General features: G+C 38.1%; 13 protein-coding genes. 9 read left to right on the forward strand and 4 right to left on the reverse strand.

What is annotated here, in order from left to right; all coding sequences use genetic code 11:
* Window positions 1-510 precede the first annotated feature (510 nt).
* Window positions 511-1,503, reverse strand: coding sequence for an ROK family protein (locus NEOC95_RS02815; protein ID WP_213151396.1), 993 nt, complete (start codon window positions 1,501-1,503; stop codon window positions 511-513).
* A 236-nt stretch (window positions 1,504-1,739) separates the two neighbouring features.
* Here NEOC95_RS02815 and aroA point away from each other — a divergent pair, with 236 nt between their 5' ends.
* From aroA to NEOC95_RS02855, 8 genes are all read left to right on the forward strand, one after another.
* Window positions 1,740-3,026 (forward strand): 3-phosphoshikimate 1-carboxyvinyltransferase, encoded by a 1,287-nt coding sequence (aroA, locus tag NEOC95_RS02820; RefSeq protein ID WP_213151398.1) that lies wholly within the window; start codon window positions 1,740-1,742, stop codon window positions 3,024-3,026.
* Window positions 3,027-3,092: 66 nt separating this feature from the next.
* Entirely contained in the window at window positions 3,093-3,620 is a 528-nt protein-coding gene (locus NEOC95_RS02825) for a shikimate kinase (protein ID WP_213151400.1), read from the forward strand.
* A complete protein-coding gene (gene aroC / locus NEOC95_RS02830) occupies window positions 3,610-4,695 on the forward strand; it encodes a chorismate synthase (RefSeq protein ID WP_213151402.1) in 1,086 nt (361 codons plus the stop codon). Before NEOC95_RS02825 ends, aroC begins: the two co-directional genes overlap by 11 nt.
* The gene (aroE, locus tag NEOC95_RS02835; protein WP_349305240.1) at window positions 4,695-6,167 is read left to right on the forward strand and encodes a shikimate dehydrogenase; all 1,473 of its coding nucleotides are present in this window, start codon (window positions 4,695-4,697) and stop codon (window positions 6,165-6,167) included. Before aroC ends, aroE begins: the two co-directional genes overlap by 1 nt.
* Window positions 6,168-6,324: 157 nt before the next feature.
* Window positions 6,325-7,458 (forward strand): ABC transporter ATP-binding protein, encoded by a 1,134-nt coding sequence (locus NEOC95_RS02840; RefSeq protein WP_502710270.1) that lies wholly within the window; start codon window positions 6,325-6,327, stop codon window positions 7,456-7,458.
* Between the two features lies 1 nt (window position 7,459).
* On the forward strand, window positions 7,460-8,329 hold the full coding sequence (locus NEOC95_RS02845) for an ABC transporter permease (RefSeq protein ID WP_213151406.1): 870 nt from the start codon (window positions 7,460-7,462) through the stop codon (window positions 8,327-8,329).
* A complete protein-coding gene (locus tag NEOC95_RS02850) occupies window positions 8,326-9,090 on the forward strand; it encodes an ABC transporter permease (RefSeq protein WP_213151409.1) in 765 nt (254 codons plus the stop codon). The genes NEOC95_RS02845 and NEOC95_RS02850 overlap by 4 nt, the downstream gene beginning before the upstream one ends.
* Before the next feature lies 1 nt (window position 9,091).
* Window positions 9,092-10,129: an ABC transporter substrate-binding protein gene (locus tag NEOC95_RS02855; protein WP_166154342.1), complete on the forward strand. Its 1,038-nt coding sequence runs from the start codon at window positions 9,092-9,094 to the stop codon at window positions 10,127-10,129.
* 151 nt (window positions 10,130-10,280) lie between these two features.
* Here NEOC95_RS02855 and NEOC95_RS02860 read toward each other — a convergent pair whose 3' ends face one another.
* From NEOC95_RS02860 to NEOC95_RS02865, 3 genes are read right to left on the reverse strand one after another with little or no spacing between them, the layout of a single operon-like run.
* On the reverse strand, window positions 10,281-10,547 hold the full coding sequence (locus tag NEOC95_RS02860) for a type II toxin-antitoxin system HicB family antitoxin (protein ID WP_213151411.1): 267 nt from the start codon (window positions 10,545-10,547) through the stop codon (window positions 10,281-10,283).
* Entirely contained in the window at window positions 10,544-10,735 is a 192-nt protein-coding gene (locus NEOC95_RS09490; RefSeq protein WP_349305242.1) for a type II toxin-antitoxin system HicA family toxin, read from the reverse strand. The genes NEOC95_RS02860 and NEOC95_RS09490 overlap by 4 nt, the downstream gene beginning before the upstream one ends.
* Complete coding sequence (locus tag NEOC95_RS02865) at window positions 10,732-12,810, reverse strand: hypothetical protein (protein ID WP_213151413.1); 2,079 nt, start codon at window positions 12,808-12,810, stop codon at window positions 10,732-10,734. The genes NEOC95_RS09490 and NEOC95_RS02865 overlap by 4 nt, the downstream gene beginning before the upstream one ends.
* Window positions 12,811-13,350: 540 nt before the next feature.
* On the opposite strand from NEOC95_RS02865, the gene NEOC95_RS02870 reads away from it, so the two are divergent.
* Window positions 13,351-16,947, forward strand: coding sequence for a tetratricopeptide repeat protein (locus tag NEOC95_RS02870; protein ID WP_213151415.1), 3,597 nt, complete (start codon window positions 13,351-13,353; stop codon window positions 16,945-16,947).
* The last annotated feature ends 138 nt before the right edge of the window (window positions 16,948-17,085 follow it).

The following is a 17,085-nucleotide window of genomic DNA, read 5'->3' on the forward strand; positions in this document are numbered from 1 at the left end:
TAGGCATTAACTTCGCTATTTAAAAACTTTTTTAATTGCTAACTACTCAACACAAGGCGAATAATTTTCCTACCATTATTTTTCACTTATTTTCTTATGCATAGGTATGTAATGTTTTAGCCGCGCATTTGTTGTAAGCATTTGGTGAGCATTTTATCCTACTAAAAGCCTTATCTTCTAACTTCTTTTTTAAGTTGTCGCTAGTAAGGAAAAAACACCTGTGGGTAAATTTCTTGGAAGTAACCTACAGTGTATTTTTAGATAGGAGGCGATGGATTCTCATTTGAGAAGGGTTAATTTATTAGTTCTATCGATCTAACCTGCCTTTATTTATGCATCAAGAAAATGTGTTACTCAATTTTTTTTTAAACACTGGATAATATCTTTTATCTTTGCCAATATTTGAGCGCCCCTCTAAAGTTTACCTGCTCCATTTCATATACAAAAATTCGCACAATATAAAAAATTTCTTGTAGGGCTAAGTCCAATAAAAACATGACTTTAAGAGTGTTAAATCAGAGTTTCTTTATTTTTGGAAAAGCTTAAATACTGATGCCATGCTAAAGCTCCTGCGCCTATAGTGCCGGCGTCTTCCGTGAAGGTGGCAGGTAAAATTTCAAGCGCGGAAGTGGCTGCTTTTAGTGCATAATTTTTAACTCTCTTTTTTATATAATCCACTGCTTCGGGTAACCCCTGGATAATCCCGCCTCCTAAAATTAACCTTTCAGGATTAAAAACATTAATCATATTGCTACAGCCAATCGTTAAAGCTTTCATGACTTCATTTAGAATTTTGCCTGCCAGGATATCACCTTCCTTGTAGGCTTGAATGACAAGCTTTGCTGAGATGGCGGGAATATCTCCAGCGGTAAGATCTAATAAAGCTTTTCCTTGGGAAGGATTTTTGTGAACCCATTCTTTAGCTTTTTTGGCTATCGCCCATCCTGAGGCCATCGCCTCGAAACATCCATGGCTTCCACAGGTGCAAGGCGGACCGTTCATTTGAATAATCATGTGACCTAATTCGCCCGCACAGTTAGTGTAGCCAGGCATAACTTTGCCTTCATTGACGATACCACCGCCAATTCCTGTGCCGACAAATACACATACAATATTATTGCTGCCTTTTCCTGCACCATTTAACCACTCTCCCCAGGTAGCTGCACGTCCATCATTGGTAATAGTTACAGGCAAGGAAGTTACCTCTTCAATCTTTTTCTTTAAAGAAATGTTATGCCAATTTAAATTGGGAGCAAAAACGATGGACCCATCCTTAGCGCTGACTTGCCCCGGTACACCAATTCCAATCCCGCAGATAAAACTTTTTCCCAAATCATGAAATTCTTGAATCGTTTGAATGATCTCCTGTTCAATCACTTCTTGCTGGCGACTAGCATGGGTGGAAATTCTTTTTTTTTGATGAATAGTGCCATAACGATCGACCAAGCCTATTTCAATCTTAGTGCCTCCAATATCCATCCCAATTGCATATTTTTTTGCCATGCAGTTAGTCTCCTACTTTAAAAGTTGGATATAGCTAAATAATAATTATAAATAAACAAAGTTATTGGCAATTTTACCCGTTATCCATAGATGTTACAAAAAGTCGCCTAATCTGATCCAAACATTAGAACGATAATTAAGAAAGAGAATTTGACTTCAGCTGTTTGCCTAAGCTATCCTGCCGTCTGTAGAGAAAAAAGTAAGGTTAGACAGCCTAGGGGAACGAGAAATTTTTTATGAAAACATTAATAGTAGGGCCTTCATCTCTTTCAGGTGAAATTCAAATTCCTTCTTCTAAGTCACAAACACATCGGGCCATTTTATTAGGAGCCTTAGGAAAAAATATTTCTCTTGTCCACCATTATCTAAATTCTCCCGATTGCCTGGCCATGATGGAAGCTTGTCGTTATCTGGGAGCTAAAATTACTGTCCAAGACGATCATCTACAGATTGAAGGTATTGGGGGAAAAATTAGGGGAGCAGAAAATGTGATTAATGCCCATAATTCTGGTATAATCTTACGCTTTATTGCTGCCATTGCTGCTTTAGGCACGCATCCTATTGTAATTACGGGGGATGAATCAATCCGGCATCAACGGCCTATGCATGTCCTTCTTAAAACTTTAGAGCAATTGGGAGCACAAGCGATTTCCACACGAGGAGATGGATTTGCACCTGTAATTATAAAAGGGCCTTTAAGGGCAGGTCAGTGTGTTATAGAAGATGGTTCTGACTCTCAAAATATCTCTTCTTTGCTAATGGCGGCTATCTTTTTAAAAGGTACTTTAGAGTTAGAGGTGCATCAGACCGGCGAAAAACCTTGGATTGATTTAACTCTGGATTGGCTTAAAAGATTAAAAGTGCCTTATGAAAACCATTGCTATAAAAATTTTAAAGTTCAGGGAATAGGTAGCTATGATGGCTTTGAATATGCAGTGCCAGGAGATTGGAGCTCTGCTGCTTTTCCTATAGCTGCTGCTATCGTTACTCAGTCGGAAGTTGTGCTTAATAACCTTTCCATGCATGATCTGCAAGGGGATAAAGCTATTGTCAATATTTTTAAACAGATGGGTGCTGGCATAGAGATTAATGAGCAGGTCCACAGCATACATGTCTATCCAAGAGCATCTTTAAAAGGAATGACTGTAGATATCAATGATTGCATAGATGCTCTTCCTATCCTTGCTGTCGTGGCCTGTTACGCAGAAGGGCAGACCTCAATTATAAATGCAGCGGTAGCACGCCAGAAAGAATGTGATCGCATAGCTTGTATAGCTAAAGAGTTAAAAAAAATGGGGGCTCATATTCAAGAGTCTCACTCGGGCCTTTGTGTGACGGGAAATCCATTAAAAGGAACCTCTCTTTTCTCTCATAAAGATCATCGTGTGGCGATGGCTTTAGCGGTAGCAGCCATGGGTGCAAAAGGCAAAACAGCTATTCATCATTCTAACTGTATTGAAAAAACATACCCAACTTTTGTGCAAAATTTTAAGCGCTTAGGTGCTAATATAAAAGAAGTTTAAAAGTAACTTTTAAGGAAAATCTTCTTACTGACTAATCTTTTATCGTATGGATAGGAAATTTTTAACATGAATATTATTTTAGCAGGACCGCCGCTGGCTGGAAAAACAACGTTAGGTAAGCAAGTAGCCTGTAAATTTGGTTGGCCATTCATTGATACCGATAGATTAGTTGAGAAATGTTATAAAAATGAAAAAAACATTCAAATTTCTTGCCGCGAGATCTTTAAAAGAGAAGGGGAGAGTCAATTTCGTGCGTATGAGCAGCAAGCTATTTCATCCCTACAAGGTTATACATGTTCGGTTATTTCACTAGGCGGAGGAGCTTTAGAAAAGTTAGAGAATGTAAAAATTCTTAAAAAAACAGGCAAAATTATTTATATAAAGACCTCTTTGGCTGTTTTAGAGAAACGATTATTAGATCATCCACTTCCTTCCTATCTAGAGAATGAAGAGAAGCCTATAGAAGCTTTTCAGAAGCTAATAAGGAGGCGCTCTCCTTTTTATAAGTTATATGCTGACCAAATCATTGAAACAGGTTCCTTAAATGCTTCTCAAATTGTAGCAATTATTTACGAGAGTTATCATGGCCAGTAATTCAATGGGAAATATTTTTAAAATCACCACATGGGGTGAATCCCATGGGCCAGCCATCGGAGTAGTTATCGACGGTTGCCCAGCAGGCTTGCTGCTGCAAGAAGAAGACATTAACCAGGCTTTAGCTTTACGTGCTCCTGGACATAGTATATACACTTCGCCTCGCCAAGAGAGCGATCGATGTCAAATCTTATCAGGTGTTTTTGAGGGTAAAACTACGGGCACTCCCATTTCTATCTTTATTAAAAATAGAGATGTAGACTCTAGCAAATATGAGTCTATTCAGAACCTTTTAAGACCAGGCCACGCTAATTTTACTTATTTAGAAAAATATGGTCTCTTTGATTATCGAGGAGGGGGACGCTCATCAGCAAGAGAAACAGCCTGCCGGGTGGCAGCAGGAGCGGTGGCTAAAAAATTATTAAGGCATTACGATATTCAGGTGATTGCTTATCTTTTGCAAGTGGCTAATATAGCCGCAAAAGTTTCTTTTTCATCCGATCTTTCGGAGAAAGTTTATAAAAGTCCTATTTATTGCCCTGATGCAGAAGCTGCTCAGTCTATGGAAAAGGCTATCATGCAAGCTAAAGAAGAGGGTGATTCTTTAGGAGGGATAGTTGAATTAATGGCTCATAACCTTCCTGTAGGATTAGGAGATCCTATGTATGAGAAGCTGGAAGCCAATTTGGCTAAGGCGATGATGACTCTGCCTGCTACCAAGGGTTTTGAAATTGGTGCAGGCTTTCAAGCAGCAAAGATGCCAGGCTCTATGCATAATGATTCCTTTCAGCAGCAACAAGGAAAGATTACCACTGTTACCAATCATGCCGGTGGAACATTGGGAGGTATTTCTACAGGGATGCCTTTGATAGCACGCGTGGTATTTAAGCCTCCTTCAAGTGTGATGAAAGCGATGGAAACCGTTAATAGACAAGGCGAGGCAGCTACATTTAAACTGCCGGCAGGCTCGCGTCACGATCCTTGTGTCGCTATTCGTGCTGTGCCTGTGGTTGAAGCTATGGCAGCGCTTGTATTAGCGGACGCTCTGCTTATGAATCGTTTATCGAGGTTATAGTGATTTGTGTAGTCATTTTAGGACCGACTATGGAAGAAGCACGCTTGCAAATTCAGCAAGCCAGCTTGTATGCTGACTTAATTGAACTGCGCTTAGATTATTTTACTCATCGCGAGCTTACTACTCTTAAGAGTTTATTAAAGGAATTTCCTTTACCTATGATTTTCACTCTGCGCTCTAAATTGCAGGGAGGTCATTATCCTTACGATGAAAAAACCCGTTTACAAGAAATTAAATGTTTGGCTGCTTGTAAGCCCGCCTGCTTAGATATTGAGGGCGATGTGCCTCAAGCTTTTATAAAGCAAGTAAGCCACCATCATCCGGGCATTAAATTGATTATTTCCCGCCACTATTTTAAGGATACTTCTATAAATCTGAAAGATGCGTTGAATAAATTGCCTCCTATAAAAAATGGAATCTACAAAATTGCTAGGTATTCCTTTAGCACTGTGGATACCCTAAAGCAGATGCTAGAGGCTAAAAATCAGCAAGACATTATCTCCATTAGTATGGGAGAAGCAGGAGAAATAAGCCGAATTTTAGCTCCAGTTGTGGGAAGCCAAATAACGTATGCCAGCTTGGATGAAAAGTGTAAGGCAGCACCAGGCCAGCTACCTGCCCAGCAGCTAAGGGAAGTCTATGGCTATAAGGCTTTAAACCCTCAAACGGCGCTATACGGGTTAATTGGAGATCCTGTAGCACCCAGTATCAGCCATCTCACTCATAATGCGCTTATGCAAGCTCTTAATTTAAATGCTGTTTATGTAAAAATGCGCGTAAAACCCCAAGAGCTTAAAGTTTGTTTGAATTTAATGAAAAATTTAGGGTTTCAAGGATTAAGTGTCACCATGCCGCTTAAAAGAGAAATTATAGATTTTTTAGATCAGGTGGATGATGAGGCTTTAGCGATTGGAGCTGTAAATACTTTACTCTTAAAGGACGGGCAGTGGATAGGCTACAATACGGATGGTAAGGGCGCCTTAGAAAGTATAGAAACCTTGGGAACCGTCAAAAATAAGAAAATTATTCTATTGGGAGCTGGGGGTGCTGCACGCGCGATTGCTTTTGAAGCCCAGCGCAAAGGAGCGGCACTCATTATTTTAAATCGTACTATCCAAAAAGCTGAGCAGCTAGCTGATGATTTTGGTGGCCAAGCGGGAAGCTTGGAAATGATGCAAGCCTATTTTCAAGCTGGTTATGACATCTTAATTAACTGCACCTCGCACGCCTTTTCGATGGCTTCAAGCCATCTTAAAAAAGAAGCGCTTGTTATGGATATTACCTCCAATCCTAAAGATACTGACTTTTTAAAAAATGCCCTCAAAAGAGGTTGTCGCATCGTATATGGATATCAAATGTTTATTAGGCAAGCTTTAAAGCAGTTTAAACTTTGGTTTCCTGAAAAAATTGATGAAAAAGTTGCTTTAGAAATTTTAGAAAAGAAGGCTTTAGAAGCCTTACTTGTTAAGTAAATTGTTTAAAAGTTGATTTGCATGATTGCCGATTCCTCTTTATTTTTGATCTAACCCATCTGATTAATTTCCTGTGTAATTTCTTGATGTATTGCCTAGTCTTTGCTATCATGCTACCTGCTGGGTAAAAAGAACATTTTAATTAAGATAAGGCTTGTTGATGACAGATTCCTTAGAGTTTATAGGTATATCCAAAGAATTTGGTAATGTAAAAGCCCTTCAAGATGTTACTTTTTCGATCAAGAAAGGAGAATTTTTCTCTCTCTTAGGTCCTAGCGGTTGTGGTAAAACCTCTTTGCTGCGCATTGTAGCAGGTTTTGAACGCCCCACCCAAGGAAAGATTCTATTAGATGGGCAAGATATTACCCATATTCCTCCTCATCAACGTCCTGTTAATACTGTCTTTCAAAATTATGCGCTTTTTCCTCATCTTAATATTTGGGAAAACATTGCTTTTGGCCTACGTGTCGCTAAAAGGCCTCAAAAGGAAATCGATTTTGAAGTAGACCGCATGCTACATTTGATTCAGCTTAAAGAATCAGCCTATAAAATGCCTGATCAGATTAGTGGAGGGCAAAAGCAACGGGTAGCTATAGCAAGAGCTTTAATAAATAAACCCCGCGTCTTATTACTAGACGAACCTCTGGCAGCATTAGATCTTAAATTGCGTCAAAAAATGCTTCTAGAATTAGATTTGATTCATGATGAGGTGGGTATTACCTTTTTATTTATTACCCATGATCAGACTGAAGCGATGGCAGTGAGCGATCGTATTGCTGTTTTGCGCCAAGGGAGCCTTGAGCAAATAGGAACTCCTATTGAACTCTATGAAGCTCCTAAGAGCAGCTTTGTGGCAGCTTTTATTGGCGATACTAATTTTTTGGACGGCCATGTGGCTGAAAAAGTTTCTCAAGACTACAGCCTTTTAACGTTAGATAATTTTCCCAATGTTCTTTGCTTTAATGACAAACAGCTTAATGTGGGAGACCTGGTCCATCTGAGTGTGCGCCCAGAGAAAATGCATATTTCCCGCGAACAACCACCTCACCATCCTCGTCACAATCAGGTGCCAGGCGTGGTCGAAGACGTGGTATATAAGGGGGCGCATACAAACTTTTGGGTAAGAGTTGAAGGTCATCGCATTGCTGTTACTCAGCAACACCGCCGCTTTTTACTGGATGAGCATCCTATTCGTTGGAATGATAAAGTGTGGATATGGTGGCATGCCGATGATGGTTTTATTTTAGAGAGATACAATCCCCAAGTTTCCATTGAAAAGCAGGGCGAATAAGATGAAGAAGGCTAAGCTAGAAGAGCTTGCTCTAACCATGCCCTCTTTTATATGGCTCATTATTTTCTTTTTTATTCCTACGCTTGTTATCTTTACTTTTGCCTTTAAACCTAGTGATCCTTTTGGAGGCATAGGACAGGGATGGACCTTAGAGAATATTTATACTTTGTTGGATGCTAGCTACTTATTGTTAATATGGCGAACCGTTTGGTTGAGTGTGCTAACTACAGTTTTTTGCCTTGCTTGTGCACTTCCGGTTGGCTATCAGCTTGCCCGTGCTTCCACAAGAACACGCCATCTTATTTTGTTGCTAATCATTGTTCCTTTTTGGAGCAGTTTTCTCGTACGTATTTTTGCCTGGAAAGCTTTATTACATCCTGAAGGCTTTTTTAAAAATTTTTTAGTGCAATTACATCTGGCAGATCCTTCCATATCTCTTCTTTATAATTCCGGGACGGTTCTGTTAGTGATGGTCTATACCTATCTGCCGTTTGCTGTTCTACCCATCTATGCTTCAGCTTCAAAATTTAATTTTCAATTGCTGGAAGCTGCAGCAGATTTAGGTTCTACGAGGCTCTATGCTTTTGTAAAGGTTTTTCTTCCCTCTATTCGAAAAGGCCTGGGAACAGCTACCTTAATGGTGTTTATTCCTGCTATCGGTGCTTATGTGATTCCTGATCTTGTAGGAGGGACGCAAAGTGAAATGATAGGCAATAAAATAGCTCAACGTACTTTTATTGATCGCAACTTGCCTTTAGCAAGTGGCTTATCGGCGTTACTCTCTATAATTATCCTACTGCCCATGAGTATTTTTACCCTTATACAAAGTAAAGCGAAGAAATTAAGCTTTGAAGGGCGGGCAAAAGAATGAAAAAAAGTCGTTTCCCTTTCATCATCACTATTATCGTTTTGATTTTTCTTTATCTTCCCATTATCGTGCTTTTTATTAATTCTTTTAATGATTCGCGTTTTGGTGGAGAATGGGCGGGATTTACCTGGAAATGGTATGAACGCCTTTTACGCGAGCGAGCCTTGTGGCAATCTTTTCGCAATTCATTGATTGTAGCCTTAAGCGCTACTTTTGCCTCTTCCATCTTAGGGACTACAGCAGCTTTAGCCCTTTATCGCTATAAAACGCGTTTTCAAAAAGCCCACTACGGTTTAGTCTATGTGCCTTTAGTGATCCCAGATATTTTGACCGGCATGAGCTTGCTATTATTGTTTATGGCTTTAAATATCAAATTAGGCTTGTTTACGGTATTTATCACGCATACAACCTTTTGCCTTAGTTATGTGACGATGGTGATATTAGCTCGCCTGCAAAATTTTGATTTTTCCATTATTGAAGCCGCTCAAGATCTAGGTGCTAGCAGTTGGATGGTATTGCGCAAAGTTCTTATTCCTTTGCTTGCTCCAGGCATTGCGGCAGGTGCCATGTTAGCTTTTACTCTTTCTATAGATGATTTTGTGATTACTTTCTTTGTGGTAGGCCAAGGGACAACCACTCTACCTATCTACATCTATAGCATGATAAAATATGGCTCCACCCCTGTGATTAATGCCTTATCAGTAATTTTATTGATCTTTACTTTTATAATTATTTGGCTGACGCAACATTTGTCAGAGGAGTAGCATGAGAAAGTGGCTGTTTTTTATGATCGCTTTTGCCTATTTAGCCATTCTTGTCACCACTTGCAGTACTCCTGAAAATGAACTGCATTTGTACATTTGGGCGGATTATATTAAACCTGAGCTGATTGAAAAATTTGAGCGGGAGCATAATTGTCGGGTAGTATACGATACTTTTGATAGCAATGAGTCTATGTACGCCAGATTAAAGCTAGGCGTTACAGGCTATGATGTGATTTTTCCTAGTGGCTACACCTATGAGCTAATGCTGCAACAAAAAATGTTAAATCCTATTCCTATCAGCTCACTTTCATATTTAAAGAATCTTACACCTCATTATACCCCTGAAAAGTTTGATGAAGGCACGGTCATCTATGGAGTGCCTTTTGCGATGAGCTATAGTGGGATTGCTTATCGTAAAGATAAAATTAAGGTGGAAGATCAAAGCTGGGGAATATTTGGCCGATCAGATATGCGAGGGCGCATGACGATGCTTAATGATATGCGGGAAACCATAGGAGCAGCCCTAAAATATTTAGGCTTTAGCGCCAACAGTATTAATAAAGCAGAGATAAATCAAGCTGTTGATCAGTTGCTTGTATGGAAAAAAAATCTAGCTAAATTTGAGAGCGAGCAGAATAAACATGGAATTGCTAGTGCTGAATATATTGTGGCGCAAGGCTACAATGGGGATATGCTCCAAGTCATGAGGGAGAATAGCCACGTAGGCTTCTTTATCCCTCAGGAGGGCTCTATTATTTCACTTGATTATGCTGTTGTTCCTCAACACGCCCCTAATCCTAGTTTAGCACATGCTTTTATTAATTTTTTATTGGAAGGGGCGGTAGCTGCAGAAAATATGCAATTCACCTGCTTTCCTTCACCCAACCAAGCTGCCTATGCTCTTTTACCTAAAGAAATGCAGGAAAACCCCTCTCTTTTTCCTCCGCCAGCTATGGTGGAGAAATCAGAAGTTCTAAAATATTTAGGAAAAGATGGTGAACTTTACAATCAGGCTTGGGATAAAGTTAAAAAGAGTTAAACTTGATTCGAGAAGTTTGCCAATCAGAGGGTTAAAAAATTATGGAAAAGAAAATGAGCGAGGAGTGGGGAGCATTTCCATTACTTGATTATTGAATCTTATAAAGCTGTTTTTAAAACCTTGCTAATATAGCTGTTTAAGTTCATCTGATTTAATTTAGCTTGGAGCTAAGCTTTGCATGCAATTCGGGTGAGAGGCGTAAATTAAATTCTCCGGAGAAAGGCTTTGCAGGTTCTTCTTTTCTTTTTGCACAAAAAGTAAGATAATCCTGCACAGAGTCTTTGAAAGCCTGCTCTAGTTCATCAACTGTTTTTCCCTGAAATGTAATAAAGTCTCTTATTCCCAGAACATCTCCGTGAAAAATTTTGGCTTCATCATCATAGACGACATGACCCGTATATCCTTTATATTTCATCATGGTTTTACTCCTGCATTTTCTAAGAAACACCGCATCGAAACTAGAGCGCCTTTATCAGTCTCTTTTTTAGGATGAGGGCGGTGGAAAGTAGCCCGTATGCCATTTAATACAAATCGTATGCGCAATCCTTCTCCCTCGGTAATCTTTGCCTCAACAGGGCGTAATAAAGCTTTTCTAGTTTTACCTATTCAACTAAGTATCGCCCTTCTTGTACAGTAAGAACGGTAACACCATAAGGCTCTACAGCCTCCTTTAATACATCGGCATGTTTTTCATCTGTAAATGCAAATTGTATATCTTTGCCAAGCTCAGCATGACCGGTAACTAGGCTTTCTCCTTTAACATCTAGCTGATAATTTTTGGAATTAATAGTGCTAGAAGCCCATATTAGAGGAAATGAATTTTTAATTAGTGATGCCTGACTAGGGGATAACTCTAAAGGTTTTACCTGATTAAAGAGTTTAAGAATTTTTCGTATCTCTTGAACTTGGCTTCTTAACAAGTTCTTTAAAGTTATTGTTTGAGTGCTATTTAGTTTAGGCAATCCTTTAAAAATTTCTAATAAATCTTCTTCCTTAGGGATTCTTATTTTTCTTGCTTTATAGATTCTTTTTCCTCCACCTTCAATTTCGACTAAGATAGTATAATTGTAGCTATCTTCTTGAGCTGTGGCCTCGCAAACCATTCCTAGTTTTCTTTCTCCAGAAGATCGAGGAATTACTACAATTTGTCCTTTGGTTAAGATTTCTTGCTCATTAATTTTTCTGCCACGTTTTGGGGAAGGACTCCCAATTAATTTTCCTTTTGCTTCCCATCCTTCTTCTAAAAGAGATTTTTGGAAGATAGTTTCTGTTTGCAAAGCTTTTGCTAAAATTTTTGTTCGAATATGATGCTTTAACTTAGGCCATCGAGTAGGATGCTGGTTCATTAATATTAATCGTAGTACAGCTATTTTTAAGCGATTGGTACTTAATCCAAGCGTAGGATCAAAATTCAAAATTTTCTCTATTTCTTTTTGGGTATCAAATAAAGAGCGGGATTTTTGCGCGTAAGCCCAACAGGTTTCAAAGCCATTCATAGCCATTCCTGATAAATTTTCCTTATTCACTGCTACGGGAGATATTCCTAACCCAAGTTCGCCTGTGAGAGGAGCAAGTTTATAATGTAGTAGAATACTAGTGGATACTAAGGTGGGCACTTTAAAAATTTGTTTCCCCGTTTTATCGGCTAATTGAGCGATCCTTTGCATTAAAGGTAGAGCGGCAGAGCGAGAGCTTGCTATCCATTGAATTTTCTTTCCTTTCATTTTGCTATGCAAAGCTTGATTAGTATAAAAAATTTCTTTACGGTAAGCTTGCAGTTCAGTTTTTAAAAAGTTTTTATCCTTCAGCTTTTCAGAAGGAATGTCTTTACGATTTAAATAATGCTGAAACCTAGCCAGAATAAGGTTTTGCTTCTCTTCCATTTTATTAAAGTGAACATTCTCTCCAGGTCTTAATATAGCAGAGTTCATTTCTTCCCATTTCTCATTCAAAGTTAAACTAGAAAGCTGATGCTCAAGGGTGGTAAATTCAAAAATAAGCCCCACAGCTTTATTCTGGCTGCTTAACTTACTCAATGCATCTGCGAGTTGGACTGCTAAAGGATGTTCAGGAGATAAACTAGCCTGTATTCTACTTATTCTTTCTATTTCCACTTCCATTCTTTCAAATGTTTCAAAATCCAACTCTTCAAAAGATTTTCCAGAAACATAGTTAGAAAATTTAAGAAGATCATTAAAATTTATCTTTTCTTTAAGGTTCCTAGGAGATCTTAAAATATTTTTAGAGGTAGGGGATACTGGATACCTGATGGGTGGGTTTTTCTTTAAGCCCTGAAACCTAGCATTTTCTTTAGGGGAAAGGGGAAGGACTAAATTTTTGGGATTTAAAACATTCTTGCCCTTTATCGAAATTTTATTACAAGAGGGTGAACTATTTGCGGGAGAAATAACGACAATTACGTTTTTGCCTTTAAGGCCTTTCTCAAGCCAAACATGAGCAGCAATATTCTGAAAACATACTTTTAGCAGCACACCATAGATTAAGCAAATCAAGCGTTTAAGTGGATTAAATGCTTTGCTTTTATCCTTTAAAATGGCTAGGCGAACTTCTTTACCCTTCCAATTGGCAATTACTTTTTGTTGGAGAGAATAAGCATGCTTTTTGTAACAAAAATTCTCTTCATTGCCACTGATTTCGACCTGCTCGTATGTTAGAGCCATAAATAATCCTTTCTCTTAGTGAGGGAAGTTAAACACGATAACGCTAAAGACATAAACGCTTGCTCTAATTTTAGCAAAAATCTTAAGTAAAAGCCTTGTTTTAGGCAATAAATTAGTTTAGGTAAAGAAGGTGTTTTTTAACTAATTTTATAACTCTACGGTTTCGAAATTAAAAAACATAAATAATAATTATTATCTTTAACTGCTTCCTGAAATGACCATTCGATCGATTGTTTGTTTCTGATAAATTCTTTAGTGATTTTCTTTCCCATCATGGCATAATAATCATTTTTGTTGCTAGAGGGGACAGTTTGAAAGGTGCATAGCATTTCAATAAAAGGTTGTTGTATTAAATTTATTTTTAAAAATATTACACCTTTATATTTGGCCCTCATCTGCTGCGGTCCTCTGTGGGATATAAGGAAAGTGGTAAGAAAAAGTAATAAATGATGGCTACGCTACAACTCACAAGGTGCATATCACCAGGTGCATATCACAAGGTGCATATATTATTAATTTTTATAAAAGGCGGTTAAATTAATGATTTCAGAGACTTCTTTCATTAAGTCTACTAGATCTTTTGAATGGCAAGTGAAAAAAGATAAATCACCTACCTATGGAAAAATTGATCTAAAGATATGCCAGGAACTTGGGCTTTCAGATCTATGCCGTGTAAGGTTAGTATGTAAAGAATGGAAACAAATTGTAGAAGCGACTGATTTATGGAAAAAAATTTGTCGTAATAATTTTAAATTTAAAGATATCGGTAAAAAACAACCTGGTATTTTTAAGGATAAGAATGTAGCCTCTAAAAGCTTCAGCTCCCTAGTCTCCCTATCGTCAGCTATCTATGAACAAACTCTCCTTTCTTTTGAGGATTTAGCATGTGATGAAATAAGGAAGCTCCTAGAAAAAGATACCATTTTATCAAAAGGCAATATTGATAAAGCAGAAAAAGCCTACACGCAAGCTTTAAAACTTGCCGTTAAAAATGAAGATCCTATCTCAGAAAGCATTTGCATAGAAAGATTAGGCGATATTTATACCGTAAAAGGAACTCAAGAAACTCTTCTTCAAGCAGCAGGACTCTATAATTATGTTTTCCTTCAATGTTCTGCGGATAAACAGAAAGATATCAAAGATAAACTATTAAAAGTCGAAAATTTGCTAATCAAGCTGTGCGAGGGACAGCCTTTAAGCTCTAAACTAAGGAAAAAGCAATTCGATGGCAACCGCCAATGGTTGAAAACTTTTAGATATCAAATAGAGGAACAAGTCCAATGCTTGTTAGAGGATCCTTCTCCTCAGGAAGTGAAAACTCTATATCATGACATTGCTGAAGGCGTAAAAATTTTCTTTAAAGTTCTTGTAGAGCAGAGTGTCGACACCTTAGGCGCAGAGCCTTGCGATTATGCCATGATAGGCTTTGGCTCTTTGGCTAGAGAAGAGATGACACCTTATTCCGATTTAGAGTTTGGTATTCTTATAGAAGAAGATACTTCAATAAATCGAGAGTATTTTAAGCGACTGACTACTTTGATTCATTTAAAAGTCATTAATCTAGGAGAAACCATCTTGCCAGCTTTAAATATTCCTTGCCTTAAAGCCATAGATTTTTTTGATGGCATAACTCAAAGAGGTTTTGCCTTTGATGGAGCGGGCGTAGAAGGAAAGGGGTGTAAAACTCCTTTCGGCAAGGTTACGACATTTGAACTCATCCAAACTCCTGAAATGATGGCCCAATACGTAGGTAAAGATGAAAAAGGCCAATGGTGGCACGAAAAAGAGCCTCATCTTCCTATGGAGCTTTTAACTTTTACTCATTTGTTAGGTAACGGAGAGTTAACCAAGGCATATGCTGAAAAAATTCAAGAAAACCTCAATATGCCTTATCAAGGAGGCTTTACTCTCCGCCAATATTTAGCCAAGAAACACCTCGTGCACGATGATATGGAGACTTTTGATCCCAGAATGGGTTATTTAGAGACGCAGGGTATGCTTTTCCGAGTTAAAAATGATTTTTATCGCTTTCCTCATCTGGCTATAGATCGGCTAGCCCTTCTTAAAGGGGTAGCAGCTGCAGATACATTTAATAGGATTAATCAGCTAAACAAGCTAAAGGTTATAACGGAGAATGCTACTAAAAAACTACAGGAGTGGATGAGCATAACATTGTTCATGCGTCTTAAAACCCATTCTCATTATCAAGCGCAACAAGAGATGATGAATCCTCTCATTAAGCCCTTCGGGTTTGAAGAGCCGGAATTTATCAAACAGCAGCTTGTACTAGATCCAGAAGCAGTAGAAAAGGTGAAAAAAATTTATCGAATTTTTATTCCCTTCTATCATGCTATGCAAGGCTTTTTAGCAGGCAATGAAGAAAGCTTGAAATTATCAGATTTAGAGGATAACTTACCTCAGACAGAAGGAGATATAGCTTTAAGGCTTTTTCAACTTGATGAAGCTAAAGACTGGTATAGGCTAGCAAAAAAAGCAGCCCCAAAAAAATCTCAAGTATTAAATATTCTTGCAAACATTTACCTAAATCGAGGGAAGTTAGATAAAGCCGTTAAGTATGCCCAAAAAGCATTAGCCATTGACAATGATCTTTATGGCCAAATACATCCTACTATTGCAAGAGATTGCAATAATCTTGGAATGATTTACAAAGAGCAAGGAAATTTAGCGATGGCCGCTGAGTATACCCAAAAAGCACTTAAGATATTTATTAAACTGTTCGGAAAAAATCATCCTGCTATAGCGGTTTATTACAATAATTTAGGGCATATCTATCAAGACAAAGGAAATTTACATAAAGCAGCTAATAAAGTTAAGAAAACGCTTAAAATTGGTATAATGCGATATGGTGAGATTCATCCTACGGTAGCAAGCTATTGCACTGGATTGGGACAAATTTGCCAAGCACAAGGGAAATTACAAGAAGCTTTTGAATATCACCAACAAGCCCTTTTTATAGTTCGTAAACTGTTCGGTGAAAATCATCCCAATTTAGCAAGAAATTATAACAATTTGGGAATGATTTATAAAGAGCAAGGAAATTTGCCCGAAGCAGCTAAGCATGTCAAAAAAGCGCGGGCGATCGTCCTCAATCTATTTGGTGAAAAGTACCCTATTGTGGCAGATAGCTACGCTAATTTAGGAACGATTTACCAGGCCCAAGGGAAATTACAAAAAGCAACTGAATATATCAAGAAAGCGCTTACAATTAGGCGTGAAATATATGGTGAAATTCATTCTAAGGTAGCGAAGAGTTACAACGATTTGGGTATGATTTGCAAAGAACAAGGAAATTTGGCAAAGGCAGCTGTGCATATTGAAAAAGCTCTTGAAGTTAGCCTTAAGCTTTTTAGAGAAAATCACTCTACAGTAGCTAGCTATTACAACAATTTGGGACAAATCTATCACGACCAAGGAGATTTGGGAAAGGCAACAGAATATATTAGAAAAGCCCTGGCAATTGACATTAAGCTTTTTGGCGAAAATCATTCTCCAGTAGCAAGCTGTTACAATAATTTAGGGATGATTTATCAAGAACAAAAATGCTTAAAAAAAGCTGCTAAGCATGTCAAAAAATCGCTTGTCCTTACCCTTAAGCTGTTTGGTGAAAATCATCCTGATGTCTCTGCAGGATACAATAATCTTGGAACAATTTATAAAACACAAGGAGATTTAAAAAAAGCAGCTAAATATATCAAGAAAGCACTCACTATAGACCTTAAGATTTTTAGTGCCAACCATTCTGCTTTAGCATGTGATTATAGTAATATAGGAATGATTTACTACGAGCAAGGGAAATTAGAGAGGGCAGCTGAATGTATCAATCAAGCGCTATTAATTGATCTTAAACTATATGGAGAAAATCATCCAGAGACAGTTAAAGATTACGGTAATCTACGCCATATATACATAAAGCACGGAAATATAAAACAAGCAGCTGAATATACTAAAAAAGCGCTTAGAAGTAGCATTGCAATGCATGGGGTTCATCACCCGGCGGTAGCAGCCCTTAATAGTGACCTGCAAGTGCTCAAATTACTGGTTTCCACAACTTTTGTAAAAACAAACTACTATCATAAGAGGCGAGATAAGTTAACGGGAAGAAAAGCCTTAAGTTGACTTAGAAAATGAGAATGTAACCTTGCATATAAGGCCTCGTTAAGATAACCATTCAACAATAAAGAAAAACGTAACTCTAAGAACTTTTTATAAAGCAAGTGGAGCTAACGGTAAAGTTTTAAAACCTCTTAGCAATCA

Source organism: Neochlamydia sp. AcF95, assembly GCF_018342455.1.
Lineage (GTDB): Bacteria > Chlamydiota > Chlamydiia > Chlamydiales > Parachlamydiaceae > Neochlamydia.

Bases quoted from the DNA above. Each gene is read 5' to 3' on its own strand.
- NEOC95_RS02815 (WP_213151396.1), bottom strand. From the start codon at position 1,503: ATGGCAAAAAAATATGCAATTGGGATGGATATTGGAGGCACTAAGATT.
- aroA (WP_213151398.1), top strand. From the start codon at position 1,740: ATGAAAACATTAATAGTAGGGCCTTCATCTCTTTCAGGTGAAATTCAA.
- NEOC95_RS02825 (WP_213151400.1), top strand. From the start codon at position 3,093: ATGAATATTATTTTAGCAGGACCGCCGCTGGCTGGAAAAACAACGTTA.
- aroC (WP_213151402.1), top strand. From the start codon at position 3,610: ATGGCCAGTAATTCAATGGGAAATATTTTTAAAATCACCACATGGGGT.
- NEOC95_RS02845 (WP_213151406.1), top strand. From the start codon at position 7,460: ATGAAGAAGGCTAAGCTAGAAGAGCTTGCTCTAACCATGCCCTCTTTT.
- NEOC95_RS02850 (WP_213151409.1), top strand. From the start codon at position 8,326: ATGAAAAAAAGTCGTTTCCCTTTCATCATCACTATTATCGTTTTGATT.
- NEOC95_RS02855 (WP_166154342.1), top strand. From the start codon at position 9,092: ATGAGAAAGTGGCTGTTTTTTATGATCGCTTTTGCCTATTTAGCCATT.
- NEOC95_RS02860 (WP_213151411.1), bottom strand. From the start codon at position 10,547: ATGATGAAATATAAAGGATATACGGGTCATGTCGTCTATGATGATGAA.
- NEOC95_RS02865 (WP_213151413.1), bottom strand. From the start codon at position 12,810: ATGGCTCTAACATACGAGCAGGTCGAAATCAGTGGCAATGAAGAGAAT.
- NEOC95_RS02870 (WP_213151415.1), top strand. From the start codon at position 13,351: ATGATTTCAGAGACTTCTTTCATTAAGTCTACTAGATCTTTTGAATGG.